Below are 18755 nucleotides of genomic sequence, written 5' to 3'. Positions count from 1 at the left end.
GTCAGGCACCGCTCAGCGCTTCCGCGCCGGTGCGGACCTCGCCGGCACCGGCGGCCGCGCTCCGGGCCGGGTCGGCCTGCCGGGCCGCCTCGATCGCCCAGTACACCGCCTCCGGCGTCGCGGGCGAGGCCAGCTCCACGCTCACGCCGCCGGGCCCGAACGCGGCGGCGGCCTGCCGCAGCGCCTCCCGCACCGAGAAGGCCAGCATCAGCGGGGGCTCGCCCACCGCCTTGGAGCCGTAGACCGCGCCCTCCTCGGTGGCGTTCTCCAGCAGGTGGACGTTGAACTCCTCGGGCATCTCCGAGAAGCTCGGCAGCTTGTAGGTGCTGGCGGCCTGGGTGAGCAGCCGGCCGCGGTTCGGGCCGTCACCGGTGTCCCAGCGCAGGTCCTCCAGCGTCAGCCAGCCGGCGCCCTGCACGAAGCCGCCCTCGACCTGACCGATGTCGATCATCGGGGAGAGGCTGTCGCCGACGTCGTGGACGATGTCGACCCGCCGGATGCGGTACGCGCCGGTGAAGCCGTCCACCTCCACCTCGGTCGCCGCGGCGCCGATCGCGAAGTACTTGAACGGCGAGCCCCGGAAGGACTTCGCGTCCCAGTGCAGCCCCTCGGTCCGGTAGTAGCCGGCCGCCGACAGCTGGACCCGCTGGAAGTACGCGGTGTGCACCAGGTCGTCCCAGGCGAGCTCCTTGTCGCTGCCCAGGGCGCGGGCGACGCCCTCGACGATGCGCACGTCCGAGGCGTTGACGCCGAGCTGCGAGGCGGCCACCTGGAGCAGCCGTTCGCGCAACTGCTCACAGGCGTTCTTGATCGCCCCGCCGTTGAGGTCCGCGCCGGAACTGGCGGCGGTGGCGGAGGTGTTGGGCACCTTGTCGGTCCGGGTCGGCGCGAGGCGCACCTTGTGCAGGGGGATGCCCAGGGTGGTCGCGGCCACCTGGAGCATCTTGGTGTGCAGGCCCTGGCCCATCTCGGTGCCGCCGTGGTTGATCAGGACGGAGCCGTCCTTGTAGATCAGGACCAGCGCGCCGCCCTGGTTGAAGGCGGTGAGGTTGAACGAGATGCCGAACTTGACGCCGGTGACCGCCAGGGCCCGCTTCGTGTGCGGGTGCGCGGCGTTGAAGGCGGCGATCTCGCGCTTGCGGTCGGCGATGCCGCCGTTGACCCGCACCTGCTCCCAGACGGTGGAGATCCGCTCGGGCTGGGTGACCGGCTGCCCGTACGGCGTGGTCTGGCCCTGGCCCGGCCGGTAGAAGTTGCGCTCGCGCAGCTCCATGGGGTCCAGGCCGAGCCGCGGCGCGCAGCGGCCGAGGATGTCCTCGATCACCAGCATGCCCTGCGGTCCGCCGAAGCCTCGGAAGGCGGTGTTGGAGACCGTGTTGGTCTTGGCGATGCGGCCGGCGACGCGCGCGTTGGGGATCCAGTACGTGTTGTCGATGTGGCACAGCGCCCGTGCCAGCACCGGCTCGGACAGGTCCAGGCTCCAGCCGCCGTCCGCGGTCAGCGTGGCGTCCAGGGCCTGGATGCGGCCCTCCGCGTCGAAGCCGATCTTCCAGCCGGCGTGGAACCCGTGCCGCTTGCCGGACATGGTCAGGTCCTGGGTCCGGTTGAGCCGGAACCGGACCGGGCGGCCGGTGAGCTTGGCGCCGAGCGCGGCGACGGCCGCGAAGCCGTGCGGCTGCATCTCCTTGCCGCCGAAGCCGCCGCCCATCCGCAGGCACTGCACGGTCACCTCGTGGGAGGGCACGCCGAGCACGTGCGCGACGATCTCCTGGGTCTCCGACGGGTGCTGGGTGCTGGACTGGATGAACAGCTGCCCGTTCTCGTCGACCTGGGCCAGCGCCGCGTGCGTCTCCAGGTAGAAGTGCTCCTGGCCGGAGAACTGGAACTCGCCGGTGAACACGTGCGCGGAGTCGGCGAAGCCGGCGTCCGTGTCGCCGTGCGTCATGACGGGGCGGGCACCGTGGTAGCTGTCCGCCGCGATCGCGTCCTGCAAGGTGATCAGGGCGGGCAGTTCCTCGAGCTCCACCTCGACGGCCGCCGCCCCGAGCCGGGCCGCCTCCAGGGTCTCGCCTAGCACCCAGGCGACGGCGTGGCCGTGGAACATGACCTCGTCGGGGAAGAGCGGCTCGTCGTGCTTCATCCCGGCGTCGTTGACACCGGGCACGTCGGCGCCGGTCAGGACGCGGACCACGCCGGGCACGGCGAGCGCGGGGGCGGTGCGCAGCGCGGTGATCCGGCCGCGGGCCCTCATCACCTGGACCGGGTGGGCGTGCAGCACGTCCTTGGTGCGCTGGACCAGGTCGTCGGTGTAGAGCGCGGTGCCCGTGACGTGCTGGTAGGCGCTCTCGTGGGGCAGCGAGACGCCGACGGCCGGCTTCTCGGGACGCTCGGACAGGTGGCTCATGACGGCACCGCCTCGGTGGTCTGGGCGTACAGCTTCAGCAGGCTCTGGCCGAGCATCGCGGAACGGTAGAGGGAGCTGGCGCGATGGTCGTCCATCGGTGTGCCCTCGCCCCGCAGCACCCGGGCCGCGGCCTCGGCGGTCTCCGCCGTCCACGGCCTGCCCTCCAGGGCCGCCTCGGTGGCGAGCGCGCGGACCGGGGTGGCGGCCACGCCGCCCAGGCCGATCCTGGCCTTGCGGACGACACCCTCCTCGACGTCGAGTGCGAAGGCGACGGCGACGCTGGAGATGTCGTCGAAGCGCCGCTTGGCGATCTTGTGGAAGGCGGTGACCGGCGACAGCGGCAGCGGGACGCGCACCGCGCGGATCAGCTCACCGGGACGGCGCACGCTCTGCCGGTAACCGGTGAAGTACTCGGCCAGCGGGACCTCGCGCTCACCGTCGGCGTCGGCGAGGACCAGCGACGCCTCCAGCGCGAGCAGCACCGGCGGACTGTCACCGATGGGCGAGCCGGTACCGAGGTTGCCGCCCAGGGTGGCGCCGTTGCGGATCAGCCGGGAGGCGAACTGCGGGAACAGCTCCGCCAGCAGCGGTACGGTGCCGTCGAGGCGGCGTTCGATCTCGGTGAGCGTGAGGGCCGCGCCGATCTCGACGCGGTCGTCCTCCACGCGCAGTTCCCGCAGTTCGGGCAGCCGGTCGACGGCGACCACGCAGCCCGCCCGGCGGGAGCGGATGTTGACCTCGACGCCCCAGTCGGTGCTGCCGGCGACGACCACCGCGTCGGGCCGCTCGCGCAGCAGCCGCAGGGTCTCGGCGAGGGTGTCCCGGCGCAGGAACGCGCTGTCGTCCCGCGTGTACTCGGTGGCGACCGGCGCGGGCGGGGACTGCTCGCGGCGCTGCGCCAGCGGGTCCTCGTCGGCGGGCGCGCCGACGGCGAAGGCGGCGTCGCGGATCGGGCGGTAGCCGGTGCAGCGGCACAGGTTGCCGCTCAGCGCGTGCAGGTCGAAACCGTTGGGGCCGTGCTCGGCGTCGGCCGCCTCCTCGGCCAGGCCCGCGTGCTCGCAGCGGCCGGGCCGGTAGTACTCGGCGGCCATGCTGCACACGAACCCCGGTGTGCAGTAGCCGCACTGCGAGCCGCCCCGGACCGCCATCTCCTCCTGCACCGGGTGCAGGGCGGCCGGCGTACCCGGTTCGCCTGCGGTGGCCAGGCCCTCGGAGGTGACGACCTCTTGCCCGTCGAGCGCCGCGACCGGGACCAGGCAGGCGTTGACCGCCACCCAGTCGGTGGGCTTGTCCACGCCGGGGCGGGCCACCAGGACGGAACAGGCGCCGCACTCACCCTCGGCGCAGCCCTCCTTGGTGCCGGTGAGGCCGCGCTCCCGCAGGAAGTCCAGCACCGTGGTGTGAGGCGCGACAGGGGCGATCGGTTCTTCTTTCCCGTTGACGGTGATGCGTGCCGCTACCATGCCAGGCCTTCATTTCGGTTTCGGGCAGGTCGATTCATCATGTTCGCCAATTCCAGGCAGCTTTCTATGTTCGGAACGCGCCGCGTCAGGGCGCGAGCGCGCACCGGCACGCGACAGGGGCATGCCGTGAAGTGAAGAAGGGGAAAACCCGAAATGTGCCACGCGGGGGCACAGCGGAACGGCTACTCAGCAGCCGTGCGCGACCCGACCGGAAACCCAGACCGTACGGCGGGCGAGGCGACTCAGATCAGAGTTGGTGTACATCCGCCGGTCGCCTCCTTTCGATGATTATGGGTCTGCTTCCTCGGCAAATTAGTGGCTGCGGTCACCCGGGTCAAGGGGTCGGGGACAACACGGGACAACGGGGCACGGGAACAACGGGGCGACGCGGGGTCTCCCCGCGGCCTCCCCCGCGCAGGACACTTGACCGACGCACAACCGGGGAAGGACCCGGGGATGGGCGGGGAGAGCTCCGGAGTGGTCTGGGGACACCCGGGTGACACCGATGCCGCCGGAGGGGGCGCGACATGCGGGACAGTCATCGGTCGGAGGCCGAGCGGCTACTGAGGCGGGCCGTGGAGGAGGAGGTACGGCGCTCGGGCGGGCGCACGGACGGCAACGTGCTGCTGTCCCGGGCCCGCGCCTCCCTGGACGCGATGGCGGGCACGGCCGCCGAGGAGTACGAGGCCTACACCCGCGCACTGGACGAGGCGGCGGCCGGCCAGCTGACCTTCCGGCAGCGGTACGCCCGGGAGGGCGCCGGCACTCCCCTGCTGGTGGCCGCGGTGGCGGCGGTCGCCGCGGTGGTGGCCGACATGGCCCTCGGCACCGGCGCGGGCACCGCGGTGGGCGCGGGCGTGACCGTGGGGGTCGTCGGCGCCGCGGCGACCGTGGTGAAGGTGGTCGGGTCGCACGTGCCGGCCGCCCACCACCGCGCCGGCGCCGTCAGCCAGCCCGGCGGACCCGAGCAGTTGCGGTTGCAGTGGCTGACGGCGCTGGAGGTACGGGGCATCCGGCCGTTCCTGGACCAGCAGCGGATGCTCGCCGCGTCCACCGGCCCCAAGAAGGCGGGCCCGAAGCTGCGGGGCGCCGACAAGAGCGCGGCGGCCCGTGGACGCAGCGCGCTGGAGCAGTCGTTCGCGCAGCTGCCGGAGCCGGAGGCCGCCTTCGCGGGCCGGCGGCAGGAGATGGCACGGCTGCGGCAGTGGGTGCAGGCGGCCCGCGCGAGCGCGCAGACGCAGCCGACGGTGGTGGTGCTGCACGGGACACCGGGCAGCGGCCGCACGACGCTCGCCGTACGCGCCGCCCACGAGCTGCGGGACTACTTCCGCGGGGCCTGCGTGGTCGACCTGCGCGGGGACGGTCCCGTCTCGGGCGGCGAGTCCCCGCTGAGCACCCGGGACGCCCTGCTGCATCTGCTGAACCGGCTCGGGGCGCCCCGCGAGCAGCTGCTGTTCCGGGAGCGTTCCTCGGCGGCCCAGCAGGTCAAGCGGCTCAGCGAGCTGTACCACCAGCACCTGACGGACGTACCGGTCACCATCGTGCTGAACGACGCCTCGGACCCCGAGCAGGTGCGCACGCTGGTGCCGGAGCGGTCGGACAGCCTGGTGCTGGTCACCGCGCGGGAGCCGCTCCGCCTGCCGCCCGACCTGTCGGCGCGGGTGTACGACCTGCCCGTCGAGGCGCTGGACGCGGCCGGCGCGGAGGAGCTGCTGGCCGCCTGCGCGCAGGACAGCTCGGGCCCCTACGACGCCGAGGCCGGCGACCGCGTCCGGGAGCTGTGCGGCGGGCTGCCGCTCGCGCTGCGCATCGCGGGGTCGTCGCTGGGCCCCCGCTCGCCGCGCGCCCTGGCGACCGACCTGGGCGCGTACGGGCCGGTGGAGCCGGTCGAACGGGCGCTGTGGCTGCGCTACACCGACCAGCCGGAGCCCGCCCGGCGGCTGCTGCGCCGGCTGGCGCTGGCCGGGCGGACCTCGCTGGGTGCCCCGGCCGCCGCCGCGCTGCTGGCCACGGACGAGACGGAGGCGGCCCGGCAGCTCGCCGAACTGTCGCGGGCGGGTCTGCTGGACCACGTCCGGGGCAGCCGTTACCGGCTGCACGACGTCGTGCGGGCCTTCGCCCTGGCCCGGCTCGCCGACGAGGAGGAGCCCGGCGAGCGGGCCGCGGCGCAGGAGCGGCTGATCGCGAACTACGCCGAGCTGGCCGACTCGGTGCTGCGCCTGGTCGACGGCAACATGTCGACCCGCTCGGACCGGTTCGGGCAGTACGGCTTCACGTCCCTGGACGAGGCGCTGCGCTGGCTGGACGACGAGTCGAGCTTCATCACGGCGGCGCTCAGGCACGCGGAGGGCGTCGACCAGGGCGCGGTGCTGAACCTGCTGGGCGCGCTGTGCGACTACTGCCTGCTGCGCGGCGACCTGTACCGGCTCGGTGAGATCAGCGAGCTGGCGCAGTCCGTGGACCAGGGGCTGCTGGTGCGGTCGGTGCAGTGGCGTACCGGCATCGCGGCGCGGCAGCTGGGCGAGCTGGACAAGGCGCGGACGACGCTCAGTTCCGTGGTCGACCTGTACCTGGAGGCCCACCACGACGCGGGGGCGGCCCGTGCCCTGTGCTCGCTGGGCATCACCCTGCACCACCAGGGCAACCTGACCGAGGCGGCGGCGAAACTGAGGGAGGCGCTGGACCTCCAGGCATCGCCCGAGCTGGACACCGACCGGGCGTGGACGCTGCACGCGCTGGCGGCGGTGCAACGCGACCGGGCCCGGCTCGCCGAGGCCCTGGACCTGCTCACCGAGTCGCTGGTGCTGCACCGCGCGGGCGAGTCGGTGCACGGCCAGGCGTGGGCCCACTTCCAGCTGGGCCAGCTGCACCTGCGCCTGGGGGACGTACCGCGGGCCGAGACGGAGCTGCGCACGGCCCTGGAGCTGTACGGCCGCACCCAGGACGCCCGCGGCGAGGCCTGGGCACTGACCCAGCTGGCGCGGGCCCGGCTGGTGGACGGTGACGTGTCCGCGGCGGTGGAGGAGCTGCGGCGGGCGGCGGCCCGGCACCGCGAGAACGAGGACGCGCGCGGCAAGGCGTGGAGCTTCTACTACCTGGGCCAGGCGCTGGAGGAGACGGGGGCCCTGGACCAGTCGGTGCGTGCGCTGGAACGCTCCCGCACGATGTTCTCGCGGATGCGGGACGCGTACGGCCTGGCCTGTGCCCGGCACCACTCGGCCCGCGTCACCCGTGACCAGCGCGCCGCCCAGACGGGTTCGCTGCGCAACTCCGGTTTCGCCCGGCAGCTCCTGGTCGACGCGCGTGCCGACTTCCAGCGCATCGGCGTCGGTCACGGCGAGGCGTGGACCTGCCTGGAGCTGGCGGTCGTGGACGCGGGCAACGCCCGTACGCCGCAGGCACTCGCCCTGTGCGACGAGGCGGCGGCGCTCTTCGCGGCGTACGGCGACCGGCGGGGCGACGACTGGGCCCGCTTCCTGCGCTGCACGCTGCTGCCGTACGCCGCTCCGGGGGGCGTGGAGGTCGGCACGGCGGTGGCGCAGGAGGAGCTGGCCCAGCTGTCCCGCGCCCACCATCCGGCCCGGGACTCCAAGCTGGACGACTACATCGAGGCCTACCAGCTGCTCCTGGAACGCGGCGTCCAACTGGAGTCCGGCTGGCAGGCCTGGCACCTGGGCATGGTCCCGGACCGCCAGGCCCGGGAGGTGATGGGGGTGGCGGTGACGGCCGAGCCGTGACCGCGGGCCGGCCCCCGGGTCACCCCTTCTGCGGCTCCGCCCGGCCGGAGGCCTCCGTCTCGGCCCCCGGCTCCGGCGCCTCCTTGAAGTCGACCTTCCCCATGTGCCGGCTCATGGACCGCATCAGCCCCCACACCGCCAGGGCCATCACCGCGAAGACGATGAACCCGAGGACACCGGGCGTGACCTTGTCCTCGTCCAGCTCGGCGAGCGTGACGAGGTGCGTCATTGCCATGCTTGCGCTTGCACTCATGTCAGGCATTGTCCCGGACGCCCGCGAAGAGGTCGTCCTCGGGGAGGGAGGTTTCCACGAGGGACTTCGCGAGCTCGTACTCCTCGGTGGGCCAGACCTCCTTCTGGATCTCCATCGGCACCCGGAACCAGCCCCCGTCGGGATCGATCTGCGTGGCGTGGGCGATCAGCGCCTTGTCGCGGATCTCGAAGAAGTCGGCACAGGGCACGTGCGTGGTGAGCGTGCGCTCCTTGCGCTCGGACTCCGACCAGCGCTTGAGCCAGTCCCCGTAGGGCGACTCCAGGCCGCGCTCCAGCAGCGCGTTGTGCAGCGCCTCGGTGCGGGGGCGGTTGAAGCCCTGGTTGTAGTACACCTTCAGCGGCTGGTAGGCCGCCCCGTACTCCGCCTCCGGGTACTTCTCGGTGTCGGCCGCGCCCTCGAAGGCCACCATCGTGATCTTGTGGGTCATGATGTGGTCGGGGTGCGGGTAACCACCGTTCTCGTCGTAGGTGGTGATCACCTGGGGGCGGAAGGAGCGGATCTTCCGCACCAGTTCGCCGGCCGCCTTGTCGACGTCCTCCAGGGCGAAGCAGCCCTCCGGCAGCGGCGGCAGCGGGTCGCCCTCGGGCAGGCCGGAGTCGACGAAGCCGAGCCACTCCTGCTTGACGCCCAGGATCTCCCGGGCCTCGTCCATCTCCTTCTTGCGCACCTCGTGGATGTGTTCCTCGATGTACGCGTCGCCCTGGAGCTTGGGGTTGAGGATGGAGCCGCGTTCCCCGCCCGTGCAGGTCACCACCAGCACGTCCACCCCTTCGGACACGTACTTCGCCATGGTGGCCGCGCCCTTGCTCGACTCGTCGTCGGGGTGGGCGTGGACGGCCATCAGTCGCAGCTGGTCAGTCAAGACTCAATCCTCGGTCAGTCGGCGCCCTGTGTGCGCAGGCGCAATCCAATGGGTGCCGCCCCGGAGGGGCGTCCGTGCGGGGCGGCGGTCGGGAGGCGGGCGGGAGGCTTCTATAGTGACCGAATCGGGGGGCGAATAATTCCGCAGCCCGGGAAGACCGGCTCCTGCCGAGAGGACGATCATGAGTACGGCGAGCACACGAGCGCCCGAGAGCCGGTACGGCCGCTCCTCGGACGAACGGGCCGACCGCACACTCAAGATCGTCGGCGCCGTGCTCGGCGCCGTGCTGCTCGCGGTGATCGGCTGGTTCGGCTACCACTACGTCGGCCAGAACAAGATCAGCGGTGAGCTGATCGGCTTCGAGCTGGCCGAGGACTCGGTGCAGGTGCACCTGGAGGTCCGCAAGGACGCCGGGGTCACCGGCTACTGCACGGTCCGCTCCCAGGCCGAGGACGGCGGCGAGGTCGGCCGGGCCGACTTCCGCTTCGACGGAGACGACACCCGCGTCGACAAGGTGGTCACCCTGCGCACCAAGGCCGCGGGCACCACGGCCGAGCTCCTCGGCTGCCACGCGGACTGACCTGCGAGGTCATGAATCTGGTGGCTTATGTCCTCCCCCTTTGGCCACTCAATTGTTAGGCTCGTGGTTTCGCCCTTCCGTGAAGGAACATCCTTCTGGGTAGGGCGTTGATTTGTATTCCCAGTACCAACGAGGAGCACCCGTGACCCAGACCAGCGAGAACGTCACCTGGCTGACCCAGGAGGCGTACAACAAGCTCAAGGAGGAGCTTGAATACCTTACTGGTCCTGCGCGCACCGAGATCTCTGCCAAGATCGCCGCGGCGCGTGAGGAGGGGGACCTGCGCGAGAACGGCGGGTACCACGCGGCGAAGGAGGAGCAGGGCAAGCAGGAGCTCCGCGTGCGCCAGCTGACCCAGCTGCTCGAGAGCGCCAAGGTGGGTGAGGCCCCGGCCGCCGGCGGCGAGGTGGCCCCCGGCATGGTGGTCACGATCGCCTTCGACGGTGACGAGGACGACACGCTGACCTTCCTGCTCGCCTCGCGCGAGTACGCGAGCTCGGACATCGAGACCTACTCGCCGCAGTCCCCGCTGGGCTCGGGCGTCATCGGCCACAAGGTCGGCGAGGACGCGGAGTACGAGCTGCCGAACGGCAAGCTGGCCTCCGTGAAGATCCTCAAGGCCGAGCCGTACAACGGCTGACCCGGTCGACGGCCGGTGCGTCCGGCCACCCGTTTCCGTGCGAGCCCCCGGCGTCCTGGTGACGCCGGGGGCTTCGTCATGCGACGGATGCCCGGCCCGCAAAACAGCACGATCACGGTCGGCGGCACCCGAGGGCAGACGCCTCACGAACGGAACACCGCCGAGTGCCGACGCGACTGGCGCCTGACCTGCGATCGGCGGCGCCGTCGCGGTCCGGGGCTTGAAAGCTTCTGTGCCCGTACGGGAACTCTCTGTAGCGTCAGAGCCCGAATGAGCGCCGAGAGGCGCGAAGAGGTCATCGACGCGCAAGGAGTTGATCCTGATCAAGGTAATGGCGAAGGTGCTGGGAACGGGTGCGGCGGCGGCGACCCTGGTGATGGGTACGGCCTTCTCGGCCCAGGCCGGCCCGCAGGCGATCGCGGAGGCCAAGCTCCCCTACCTGTCCAATGGCAGGGTCTACGCCTCGGCGACCCTGTGGGGGCCCAACCCGATCGGCACGAAGCTCTGCGTCTACCTCAACACCCAGCACCCGTACTACCCGGACATCACGGTCGCGTCCGGCTGCAAGTCGTTCACCGCCGGCACCCACAAGGTGTCCGCGCCGAAGCCGGCGTGCGGCAACATGACGACGTATGCCGCTGTGGTCTACAACGGGAAGACCAAGTGGACGGGCAGCACGCCGTACAAGCTGTTCTGCTGACGTCACAGACAGAAGGAGGCCCGGAGCCTGCCTGGCGTGCTCCGGCGCCTCTGTCGTTCTTCTGATTCATGCGGGGCGCCGCCTGGATCTGCGCTCAGTCCGCCGCCTTGCGGTACTTGCGTACCGCCAGGGTCCGGAAAACCGCGATGATCAGCACGGACCAGATCAGCGAGGCCCAGATGGGGTGCTCCATCGGCCACGCGCCGGTGACCGTCTTCGGGACGCCCGGCATCGTGTTTCCGAAGAGTTCACGGGCGCCCGCCACCGTCGCGCTGAAGGGATTCCACTCGGCGACGTGCTGGAGGAATGTCGGCATGCCGGTGACCGGCACGAAGGCGTTCGAGATGAACGTCAGCGGGAACAGCCAGATCAGCCCGCCCGAGGTCGCCGCCTCCGGGGTCCGTACGGAAAGGCCGATCAGGGCTCCGATCCAGGAGAAGGCGTAGCCGAGCAGGAGAAGCAGAAGGAAGCCGCAGAGCACCTTGCCGATGTTCTCGTGGGTGCGCCAGCCGACGATCAGGGCGACTCCCGCGAGCACGACGATCGTGAGGGTGGTCTGCACGAGGTCGGCGAGCGTTCGTCCGGTGAGGACGGCGCCCCGCGCCATCGGAAGCGACCTGAAGCGGTCGATCAGCCCCTTGTGCATGTCGTCCGCGATGCCCGCTCCGGCACCGGCGGTGGCGAAGGTGACGGTCTGAGCGAAGATCCCGGCCATCAGGAACTCTTTGTACAGCTGCGGGTCGGTGGAGCCGCCGATGCTGATGGAGCCACCGAAGACGTACGTGAACAGCACTACGAACATGACCGGCTGGATGACCCCGAACAGCAACATCTCGGGAATCCTGCGCATGCGGATCAGGTTTCTGCGGGCGATGACCAGCGAGTCCCGTACGGACTGGCCGGCGGAGCTGCCGGAGCCGGCGGGCGCCGCGGTCCGAGCGGCATCGGTGGCGGCGCTCACTTGGCGGCCTCCTTCTCGGGCTGATGACCGGTGCCTGCCCCGGCGTCGCCCTCTTCGCCCCGGGTCTCGGCCGCGTGGCCGGTGAGGGAGAGGAAGACGTCGTCGAGGGTGGGGCGGCGCAGACCGATGTCGTCGATCTCGATGCCGCGTATGTCGAGCTCGCGGATGACCTCGGCGAGCAGCTTGGCGCCGCCGGTGACGGGAACGGTGAGTTTGCGGGTGTGCTCCTCGGCGGTGGTGGAGCCCTTCCCGAAGCCGGCGAGCACTTCGGCGGCCGTCGCCATGTGCTCGCGCTCGTGGACGACGACCTCGACGCGCTCTCCGCCGGTGCGGGCCTTGAGCTGGTCGGAGGTGCCGCGGGCGATGACGTGTCCGCGGTCGACGACCGCGATGTCGTGCGCGAGGTGATCGGCCTCCTCCAGGTACTGCGTGGTCAGCAGCAGGGTCGTGCCGCCGGAGACCAGCTGCTTGATGACCTCCCAGAGCTGCTGGCGGTTGCGCGGGTCGAGGCCGGTCGTCGGCTCGTCCATGAACATCACGGGCGGGGAGACGACCAGGGCGGCGGCCAGGTCGAGCCGTCGGCGCATGCCTCCGGAGTAGGTCTTGGCGGGACGTTCGGCGGCGTCCGAGAGGTGGAACTGGTCGAGCAGCTCGACGGCGCGGGCCTTCGCGGCCTTGGCCCGCATCTGGTAGAGCTGGCCGACCATCTGGAGGTTCTCGCGGCCGGTCAGGTACTCGTCGACCGCGGCGAACTGGCCGGAGAGGCCGATGGAGCGCCGGACCTCGTTGGGGTGTTTCAGCACGTCGATGCCCGCGACGACCGCCTTGCCGCTGTCGGGGCGCAGCAGGGTCGTCAGACAGCGGACGGCGGTGGTCTTGCCCGCGCCGTTCGGCCCGAGCAGGCCGAGGACGGTGCCCTCGGGAACGTCGAGGTCGACGCCGTCCAGAGCCCTTACGTCGCCGAAGGTCTTCACCAGGCCTTCGGCATAGATGGCGCCTGGCATATGAGTCTCCACGTCGTCGGGGATTCTTCGAGAAGCCTAGGTTTGTGCATTTCGCTCGGCTCAGCGAGCGATTTACGAGACACTATAACGCGATGTATCGCGTTTCACCATGCGATTGCCCGCACTGTTACTCGAACGAGTGACGAAGCGGTGGCCGTCTCAGCCGATGACGGGGTACCCCGCCTCGTGCAGCGCCCGGCCGACCTCGGCACAGTGCTCCGGACCCTTCGTCTCCAGGTGCAGCTCGACCTCCGCCTCCGTGAGCCCGAGCCGTGGATCGGTCCGGACGTGGCTCACATCGAGGACGTTAGCGTCCACCACTGACAACACCCCGAGAAGCGTGGCGAGGGCGCCGGGCCGGTCCGTCAGCCGCAGCCGAACCGCCAGGTAGCGGCCCTGCGCGGCCATGCCGTGCCGCAGCACGCCCTGCATCAGCACCGGGTCCACGTTCCCGCCGGACAGCACCGCCACCACCGGCCCCGCGAAGGCTCCGGGATCACTCAGCAGCGCCGCCACGGGGCTGGCCCCGGCCGGCTCCACGACCAGCTTGGCCCGCTCCAGGCACAGCAGCAGGGCCGTGGACAGCCCGTCCTCGGACACCGTGCGGACCTCGTCCACCAGGTCGCCGACGATTCCGAACGGCACGTCACCGGGACGCCCCACCTTGATGCCGTCGGCCATCGTCGCCGGGTTCTCGACGGCCACCGGGCGGCCGGCGGCCAGCGAGGGCGGGTACGCCGCCGCGCCCTCGGCCTGCACGCCCACGATCCGCACGTCCGGCCGCAACGCCTTCACCGCGACCGCGATCCCGGCGGCCAGCCCTCCCCCGCCGATGCCGACCACCACGGTCCGCACCTCGGGGCACTGCTCCAGGATCTCCAGCCCGACCGTGCCCTGCCCCGCGATGATGTCGGGGTGGTCGAAGGGGTGGATGAACACCGCGCCCGTCCGCTCCGCGTACTCCTGCGCCGCGGCCAGCGTCTCGTCGACCACCTGGCCGTGCAGCCGCACTTCCGCGCCGTAGTCCCGGGTCGCGCTGATCTTCGGCAGCGGCGCGCCCTTCGGCATGAACACCGTCGAGTCCACGCCGAGCAGCGACGACGCCAGCGCGACCCCCTGGGCGTGGTTCCCCGCGCTCGCCGCGACCACGCCGGCTGCCCGCTGCTCGGGCAGCAGCCCGGCGATCCGGACGTAGGCGCCGCGCAGCTTGAACGATCCGGTCCGCTGGAGGTTCTCGCACTTCAGGTGCACCGGCGCGCCGACCAGCTGCGACAGGTGCCTGCTGCCCTCCATCGCGGTCACCCGCGCCACGCCCGAGAGCATCTTCTGAGCCCCGCGCACGTCGTCGAGGGTGACGGGAGCGGCAGGGGCGGCCGTGCGGTAGCTCATGCCTCCAGCATTGCAGTTCACGGGCGCCGGGGGCCGTTGTGACCAACCTCCGAGACCCGCTTTGCCCGGCGCAGGTACGGCTCACCGCCCGGCCGCGTACCCTGTCCCCCAATTAGCAGCCCTCCACGAAGTGAGCCCCCGGCCATGCCCACAACACCTGAAATGTCGATGGACATGACGACCGCCGGTGACACCGGTCTTCTCGAGACGCTCCAGCACGAGGTGGCGCTCTTCGCCCGTCGTGCCGAACAGACCCGGCTCGGCGGCGTCGGGCAGGTGCGCAACTCCATGGACCGCGCCGCCTACCTGCTGCTCAACCGCCTCGACAAAGAGGGCCCGATGGGCGTGAAGGCGCTCGCCGCGAGCATGGGGATCGACTCCTCCACGGTCACCCGGCAGGTGGCCCCGCTCGTCGACACCGGCCTCGTCAAGCGGACCTCGCACCCCGAGGACGGCCGCGCGGTGGTCCTCCAGCTGTCCCCGCGCGGTGTGTCGCGGCTGGAGGAGGTCCGCTCCTCCCGGCGTCAGCTCATGGCCGAGCTGACCCACGACTGGGCGCCGGAGGAGCGCGAGGCGTTCTGCACGCTCCTCGCGCGCTTCAACGGCGCCCTGTCCGCCCGTATGGCCCCGTCGGGCGTGGCGGCGGGCCAGGAGGCCCCGTCGTCCGCCTGAGGCCGCCGCCGGCGCTTTCGCGAGCGGATCGCACCGGACTCTTGACCGGCGGGCCACGCCTGTCCTGATATGAGACCTCAGGGGTCGTCCAGGAGACTTCAGCGGTCGTCCATGAGACCTCGGAGTCGTCGTCGAGTCCCGGAGGCCGTCGCTCTCCGGGCGGGAGGCGCGGTGCGAGACAGGCAGGCGTCCCACAGCGCCCGCCGGGCCCGCGAGTTCGAGGCGTTCGTCGCGGGCGCGGCAGGGCGACTGCTGCATGCCGCCACTCTGCTCACGGCCGAACCGCCGGACGGCAACCCGCGCGCGCGGCGCCTGCTCGCCCTCTCGCTCGCCCACACGTACGCGTCCTGGGACCGGCTGCACGGCGAGGACCCGTAGGACCGCGCCCGCCAGCACCTGGCCGCCCGCTTCGCCCGCGGAGCCTGGCACCGGCACGGCGCCGTCCTCGCCCGCGCCCGCAGGCGCCCCGTCGGCCCTCTGGGCGGCCTCGCCCCGCAGGAACGCCTGATCCTGGTGCTCAGGCTCTACGAGGGCGTCGCGGAGGAGCAGGCGGCGGCCCTGCTGGGCCTGCCCGTGGAACGCGTACGGACGATCTGCGAGCGCGCCACGGCCGCCCTGCTGCACCCGCCCGCGGAACGGTCCCGCCCGGTACCGGAGCCGAAGGCGGCGACGTCATGACGGGCGTACCCGCGCGGGGAACGGCGAGTGCGGCCGGCACGCCCGCGCGGCGGACGGGGAGGCGCCGGTGAACCGGCTGCAACGAGAGGCGGCGGCCCGGCGGATCATGGAGCAGTCGCCGCCGCGGGTGCCGCCCGAGCTGTACGCGGACGCCGTGCGCCGCGGGAGCCGCATGCTGCGCCGCAGGACGGCCGTCCGCCGCGTGATGTGGCTGCTGCTGTGCGCCGCGACCGTGGCGTTCACCGTGTGGGCGCTGACCGTCCGGCCATGGGTGGAGCCGCCGTCGGAGACGACCCCACCCGTGACGGGCTGGGAGGGCTGGTGAGCCGTTCTCCCGGCTAGCCCAGCGCCTGCTGGAGGTCGGCGAGCAGGTCGTCGATGTTCTCGATGCCGACCGACAGCCGCACCAGGTCGGCGGGCACCTCCAGGGCCGAGCCGGCCGCGGAGGCGTGCGTCATGCGGCCGGGGTGCTCGATCAGCGACTCGACGCCGCCCAGGGACTCACCGAGCGTGAACACCTGCGCGCGGTTGCAGACCTCGACCGCCGCCTCCTCGCCGCCCTCGACGCGGAAGGACACCATGCCGCCGAACGCCTTCATCTGCTTGGCGGCGACCTCGTGTCCCGGGTGCTCCGGCAGCCCCGGGTACAGGACGCTCGTCACCCGCGCGTGCCGGGTGAGCATCTCGGCGACCTTGGTCGCGTTCTCGCTGTGCCGGTCCATGCGCACCGCGAGGGTCTTCGTGCCGCGCAGCACCAGCCACGAGTCGAAGGGACCGGCGACCGCGCCCATCGCGTTCTGGTGGAAGGCCAGCTCCTCCCCCAGCTCCTGGTCGTTCACGATCAGTGCGCCGCCGACGACGTCCGAGTGACCGCCCATGTACTTGGTCAGGGAGTGCACGACGACGTCCGCGCCGAGCGCCAGCGGCTGCTGGAGGTACGGCGTGGCGAAGGTGTTGTCGACGACGAGCCGCGCGCCGGCGTCCCGGGCGACCTGGGCGACGGCCGCGACGTCGGTGATGCCGAGCAGCGGGTTGGACGGCGTCTCCACCCACACGGCCTTGGTCTTCGGGGTGAGCGCGGCACGCACGGCCGCGGGGTCGCTCGTGTCGGCCACGGACCACTCCACGCCCCACCGCGTGGCGACCTTGGCGAACAGCCGGAAGGTGCCGCCGTACGCGTCGTTGGGGATGACGACGTGGTCGCCGGGGCGCAGCAGCGCCCGCAACAGGCAGTCCTCGGCCGCCAGTCCGGACGCGAACGCGAGGCCGCGGCGGCCGCCCTCCAGGGCGGCCAGGTTCTCCTCCAGGGCCGTGCGCGTCGGGTTCGCACTGCGGCTGTACTCGTAGCCGCCGCGCAGCCCGCCCACGCCGTCCTGCTTGTACGTAGACACCTGGTAGATCGGCGGGACCACCGCGCCGGTCTGCGGATCGGCGGTGTTGCCCGCGTGGATCGCGAGCGTCTCGAAGTGCTGACTGATGTGCCTGTCGCTCATGGGGCCCGAGCGTAGCGGCGCGGACGGCTCCGTGCGTTTTCCACAGGCTCACGGGGCAGGTTGGCCAATTGTCGGCGCGGTCTGGTTCGCTTGAGACATGGAGATTCTCTGGGTCCTGATGGCACTGGCCATGCTGGCCGTGGTGCTGGTCCCCCTTCTGCGGCGCCGGCGGGGCGCGGTCGGCCTGGTCCCGCCCGGCCATCCCGACGCGGCGGATCCCGCGAACTACGGCTTCGCCCGCGAGGAGGAGCTCGACATCCGCATGCCCGGTCCCGACCAGGACCTGCTGGAGGTCCTGGACCTGGTGCAGCGCACCCAGGACTACCGGGGGGCCCAGCAGCTCCTGGCCGGCACGGAGGCCGAGGGCGAGCGGCGCTGGCAGCGGGTGCAGGCCTTCGCGGGTGCCGCGTCGCTGGAGCTGGCGCAGCGGCCCGGCGGCGTCGGTGAGACGCCGGGCGGCCAGTGGCTGCGGGTGTGGCGGGCCGAGGCCCCCAAGGACGCGGGCGGGGCGGCCGTGCAGGCCGAGTTCCTGGTGCAGCAGGCGTGGCGGACGGCGACGCCGGGCACGGACGAGTTCCGGATCATCATGGAGGAGGCGAAGGCGGCCTGCGGGGAGGCGGCGCTGCTCGCCCCCGGCGACCCGGTCCCCTACATCGTCGAGCTGTCGGTGGCCCGCGGGCTCGGCTATCCGCGCGAGGAGTTCGAACAGCTCTGGCTGAAGATCCTCGACCGCGCCCCGAACCACATGGGGGCGCACCTGGCCGCCCTGCACTACTGGTGCGAGAAGTGGCACGGCTCCCGCGAGCTGGCGTACTCCTTCGCGGAGGCCGCGGCCGCCCGCGCGCCGCACGGCTCCCTCCTCGCGGCGATGCCCCTCTTCGCCGTCTTCGAGCACCTGCCCGAGATCACCATGGTCCGCAGCTTCCACCAGAGCGAGGTCGTCACCAAGGCGGTCCACGGCGCCCTGCACGCGGTGCACGCGGCCCGCCCCGACGACCCGATGCAGGCGCACGTCCGCCATCTGCTGGTGTTCTTCCTGGTCCGCGGCGAGCGCTGGTCCGAGGCCATGAACCAGCTGATAGTGATCGACGGCCACGTGGGCGCGCTGCCCTGGACCCTGTCCCCCGACCCGGCCGGGGAATTCGCCGTCTACCGCGCCCTGGCGGTGGCGGGCTACGAGGCGAACGGCGGGAGCCCGGCGACACTCCCCCACTGACGCGTTCGATGCTCGGTGCCCCGACGCGGGACGGCCCGGCGGTGATCCCGCCGGGCCGTCCCGCTGCCGTCCGGTCCCCTCAGCCCTCGGAGCGGGCGGGCAGTCGCCATCCCGGGCGCGGGAAGTGGCAGGTGTAGCCGTCCGGGTACCGCTGGAGGTAGTCCTGGTGCTCGGGTTCGGCCTCCCAGAAGGGGCCGACCGGCTCCACCTCGGTGACGACCTTCCCCGGCCACAACCCGGAGGCGTCCACGTCCGCGATCGTGTCCTCGGCGATCCGCTTCTGCTCGTCGTCCACGTAGTAGATCGCCGAGCGGTAGCTCATGCCGATGTCGTTGCCCTGGCGGTTCCTGGTGCTCGGGTCGTGGATCTGGAAGAAGAACTCCAGGATCGTGCGGTAGTCGGTCCGCTCGGGGTCGAAGAGGATCTCGATGGCCTCCGCGTGCGTACCGTGATTGCGGTACGTCGCGTTCGGCACGTCGCCCCCGGTGTACCCGACCCGGGTCGCCGTCACGCCCGGGAGCCGCCGGATCAGCTCCTCCATCCCCCAGAAGCATCCGCCCGCAAGCACGGCCCTCTGCGTCTGCGCGGCCATCGCGGCCCTCCAATTTCCGTCACTCTGATCACTCGGGCTACTCGGCTCGCACACCGACATCCCACGTCCACCTTGCTCAACGCACGAACG

Annotated in this window: 16 protein-coding genes and 1 pseudogene; 8 read left to right on the top strand and 9 right to left on the bottom strand. The window is 71.9% G+C overall.

Translation table 11 applies throughout. The features are described 5' to 3' along the window. Position 1: 1 nt before the first annotated feature. A complete protein-coding gene (xdhB, locus tag ACFW47_RS07755; RefSeq protein ID WP_386305133.1) occupies positions 2-2404 on the bottom strand; it encodes a xanthine dehydrogenase molybdopterin binding subunit in 2403 nt (800 codons plus the stop codon). After that, positions 2401-3867: a xanthine dehydrogenase small subunit gene (locus ACFW47_RS07750; protein ID WP_386287067.1), complete on the bottom strand. Its 1467-nt coding sequence runs from the start codon at positions 3865-3867 to the stop codon at positions 2401-2403. The genes xdhB and ACFW47_RS07750 overlap by 4 nt, the downstream gene beginning before the upstream one ends. A gap of 527 nt (positions 3868-4394) precedes the next feature. Between ACFW47_RS07750 and ACFW47_RS07745 the strand changes: the two genes are divergently transcribed. After that, complete coding sequence (locus tag ACFW47_RS07745; protein ID WP_386305131.1) at positions 4395-7604, top strand: tetratricopeptide repeat protein; 3210 nt, start codon at positions 4395-4397, stop codon at positions 7602-7604. A gap of 19 nt (positions 7605-7623) precedes the next feature. Here the strand turns inward: ACFW47_RS07745 and ACFW47_RS07740 are convergent, their stop codons facing one another. Together ACFW47_RS07740 and mca are read right to left on the bottom strand one after the other, a co-directional pair. Then, positions 7624-7866 carry a hypothetical protein gene (locus tag ACFW47_RS07740; protein ID WP_386287071.1) on the bottom strand — a complete coding sequence of 81 codons (243 nt, stop codon included), beginning with the start codon at positions 7864-7866 and terminating at the stop codon, positions 7624-7626. Beyond that, positions 7859-8740, bottom strand: a complete 882-nt coding sequence (gene mca, locus ACFW47_RS07735; protein ID WP_386287073.1) for a mycothiol conjugate amidase Mca — start codon at positions 8738-8740, stop codon at positions 7859-7861. Before mca ends, ACFW47_RS07740 begins: the two co-directional genes overlap by 8 nt. A 181-nt stretch (positions 8741-8921) precedes the next feature. Between mca and ACFW47_RS07730 the strand changes: the two genes are divergently transcribed. The 3 genes from ACFW47_RS07730 (at position 8922) to ACFW47_RS07720 (ending at position 10660) form a co-directional block, all read left to right on the top strand. Continuing rightward, the gene (locus ACFW47_RS07730) at positions 8922-9320 is read left to right on the top strand and encodes a DUF4307 domain-containing protein (protein WP_386287075.1); all 399 of its coding nucleotides are present in this window, start codon (positions 8922-8924) and stop codon (positions 9318-9320) included. Positions 9321-9462: 142 nt separating this feature from the next. Then, on the top strand, positions 9463-9960 hold the full coding sequence (gene greA, locus ACFW47_RS07725; protein WP_073724709.1) for a transcription elongation factor GreA: 498 nt from the start codon (positions 9463-9465) through the stop codon (positions 9958-9960). 313 nt (positions 9961-10273) lie between these two features. Next, positions 10274-10660, top strand: a complete 387-nt coding sequence (locus tag ACFW47_RS07720) for a hypothetical protein (RefSeq protein ID WP_386305129.1) — start codon at positions 10274-10276, stop codon at positions 10658-10660. 94 nt (positions 10661-10754) lie between these two features. On the opposite strand, the gene ACFW47_RS07715 is transcribed toward ACFW47_RS07720, so the two are convergent. From ACFW47_RS07715 to ilvA, 3 genes are all read right to left on the bottom strand, one after another. After that, the gene (locus ACFW47_RS07715) at positions 10755-11621 is read right to left on the bottom strand and encodes an ABC transporter permease (RefSeq protein WP_386305127.1); all 867 of its coding nucleotides are present in this window, start codon (positions 11619-11621) and stop codon (positions 10755-10757) included. Further along, positions 11618-12625: an ATP-binding cassette domain-containing protein gene (locus ACFW47_RS07710; RefSeq protein ID WP_386287081.1), complete on the bottom strand. Its 1008-nt coding sequence runs from the start codon at positions 12623-12625 to the stop codon at positions 11618-11620. Before ACFW47_RS07710 ends, ACFW47_RS07715 begins: the two co-directional genes overlap by 4 nt. 159 nt (positions 12626-12784) lie before the next feature. Next, positions 12785-14014 carry a threonine ammonia-lyase gene (gene ilvA, locus ACFW47_RS07705; RefSeq protein WP_386287083.1) on the bottom strand — a complete coding sequence of 410 codons (1230 nt, stop codon included), beginning with the start codon at positions 14012-14014 and terminating at the stop codon, positions 12785-12787. Between the two features lie 162 nt (positions 14015-14176). Here ilvA and ACFW47_RS07700 point away from each other — a divergent pair, with 162 nt between their 5' ends. From ACFW47_RS07700 to ACFW47_RS07690, 3 genes and pseudogenes are all read left to right on the top strand, one after another. Continuing rightward, on the top strand, positions 14177-14686 hold the full coding sequence (locus ACFW47_RS07700; RefSeq protein ID WP_386287203.1) for a MarR family winged helix-turn-helix transcriptional regulator: 510 nt from the start codon (positions 14177-14179) through the stop codon (positions 14684-14686). A 171-nt stretch (positions 14687-14857) separates the two neighbouring features. Beyond that, positions 14858-15364: pseudogene (locus ACFW47_RS07695) on the top strand (sigma factor-like helix-turn-helix DNA-binding protein). 67 nt (positions 15365-15431) lie between these two features. Beyond that, complete coding sequence (locus ACFW47_RS07690) at positions 15432-15689, top strand: hypothetical protein (protein ID WP_386287087.1); 258 nt, start codon at positions 15432-15434, stop codon at positions 15687-15689. Between the two features lie 13 nt (positions 15690-15702). Here the strand turns inward: ACFW47_RS07690 and ACFW47_RS07685 are convergent, their stop codons facing one another. After that, positions 15703-16857, bottom strand: coding sequence for a cystathionine gamma-synthase (locus tag ACFW47_RS07685; protein ID WP_386287088.1), 1155 nt, complete (start codon positions 16855-16857; stop codon positions 15703-15705). A gap of 97 nt (positions 16858-16954) precedes the next feature. On the opposite strand from ACFW47_RS07685, the gene ACFW47_RS07680 reads away from it, so the two are divergent. Continuing rightward, positions 16955-18073 (top strand): hypothetical protein, encoded by a 1119-nt coding sequence (locus ACFW47_RS07680; protein ID WP_386305125.1) that lies wholly within the window; start codon positions 16955-16957, stop codon positions 18071-18073. 79 nt (positions 18074-18152) lie between these two features. On the opposite strand, the gene msrA is transcribed toward ACFW47_RS07680, so the two are convergent. Next, a complete protein-coding gene (gene msrA / locus ACFW47_RS07675) occupies positions 18153-18665 on the bottom strand; it encodes a peptide-methionine (S)-S-oxide reductase MsrA (RefSeq protein WP_386287092.1) in 513 nt (170 codons plus the stop codon). Between the last annotated feature and the right edge of the window lie 90 nt (positions 18666-18755).

This window comes from Streptomyces sp. NPDC058796, from assembly GCF_042745235.1.
In the GTDB taxonomy this organism is placed as follows: domain Bacteria; phylum Actinomycetota; class Actinomycetes; order Streptomycetales; family Streptomycetaceae; genus Streptomyces.
The sequence above is the reverse complement of the archived record's forward strand: the minus strand, read 5'-3'. Positions and strand labels throughout refer to the sequence as shown.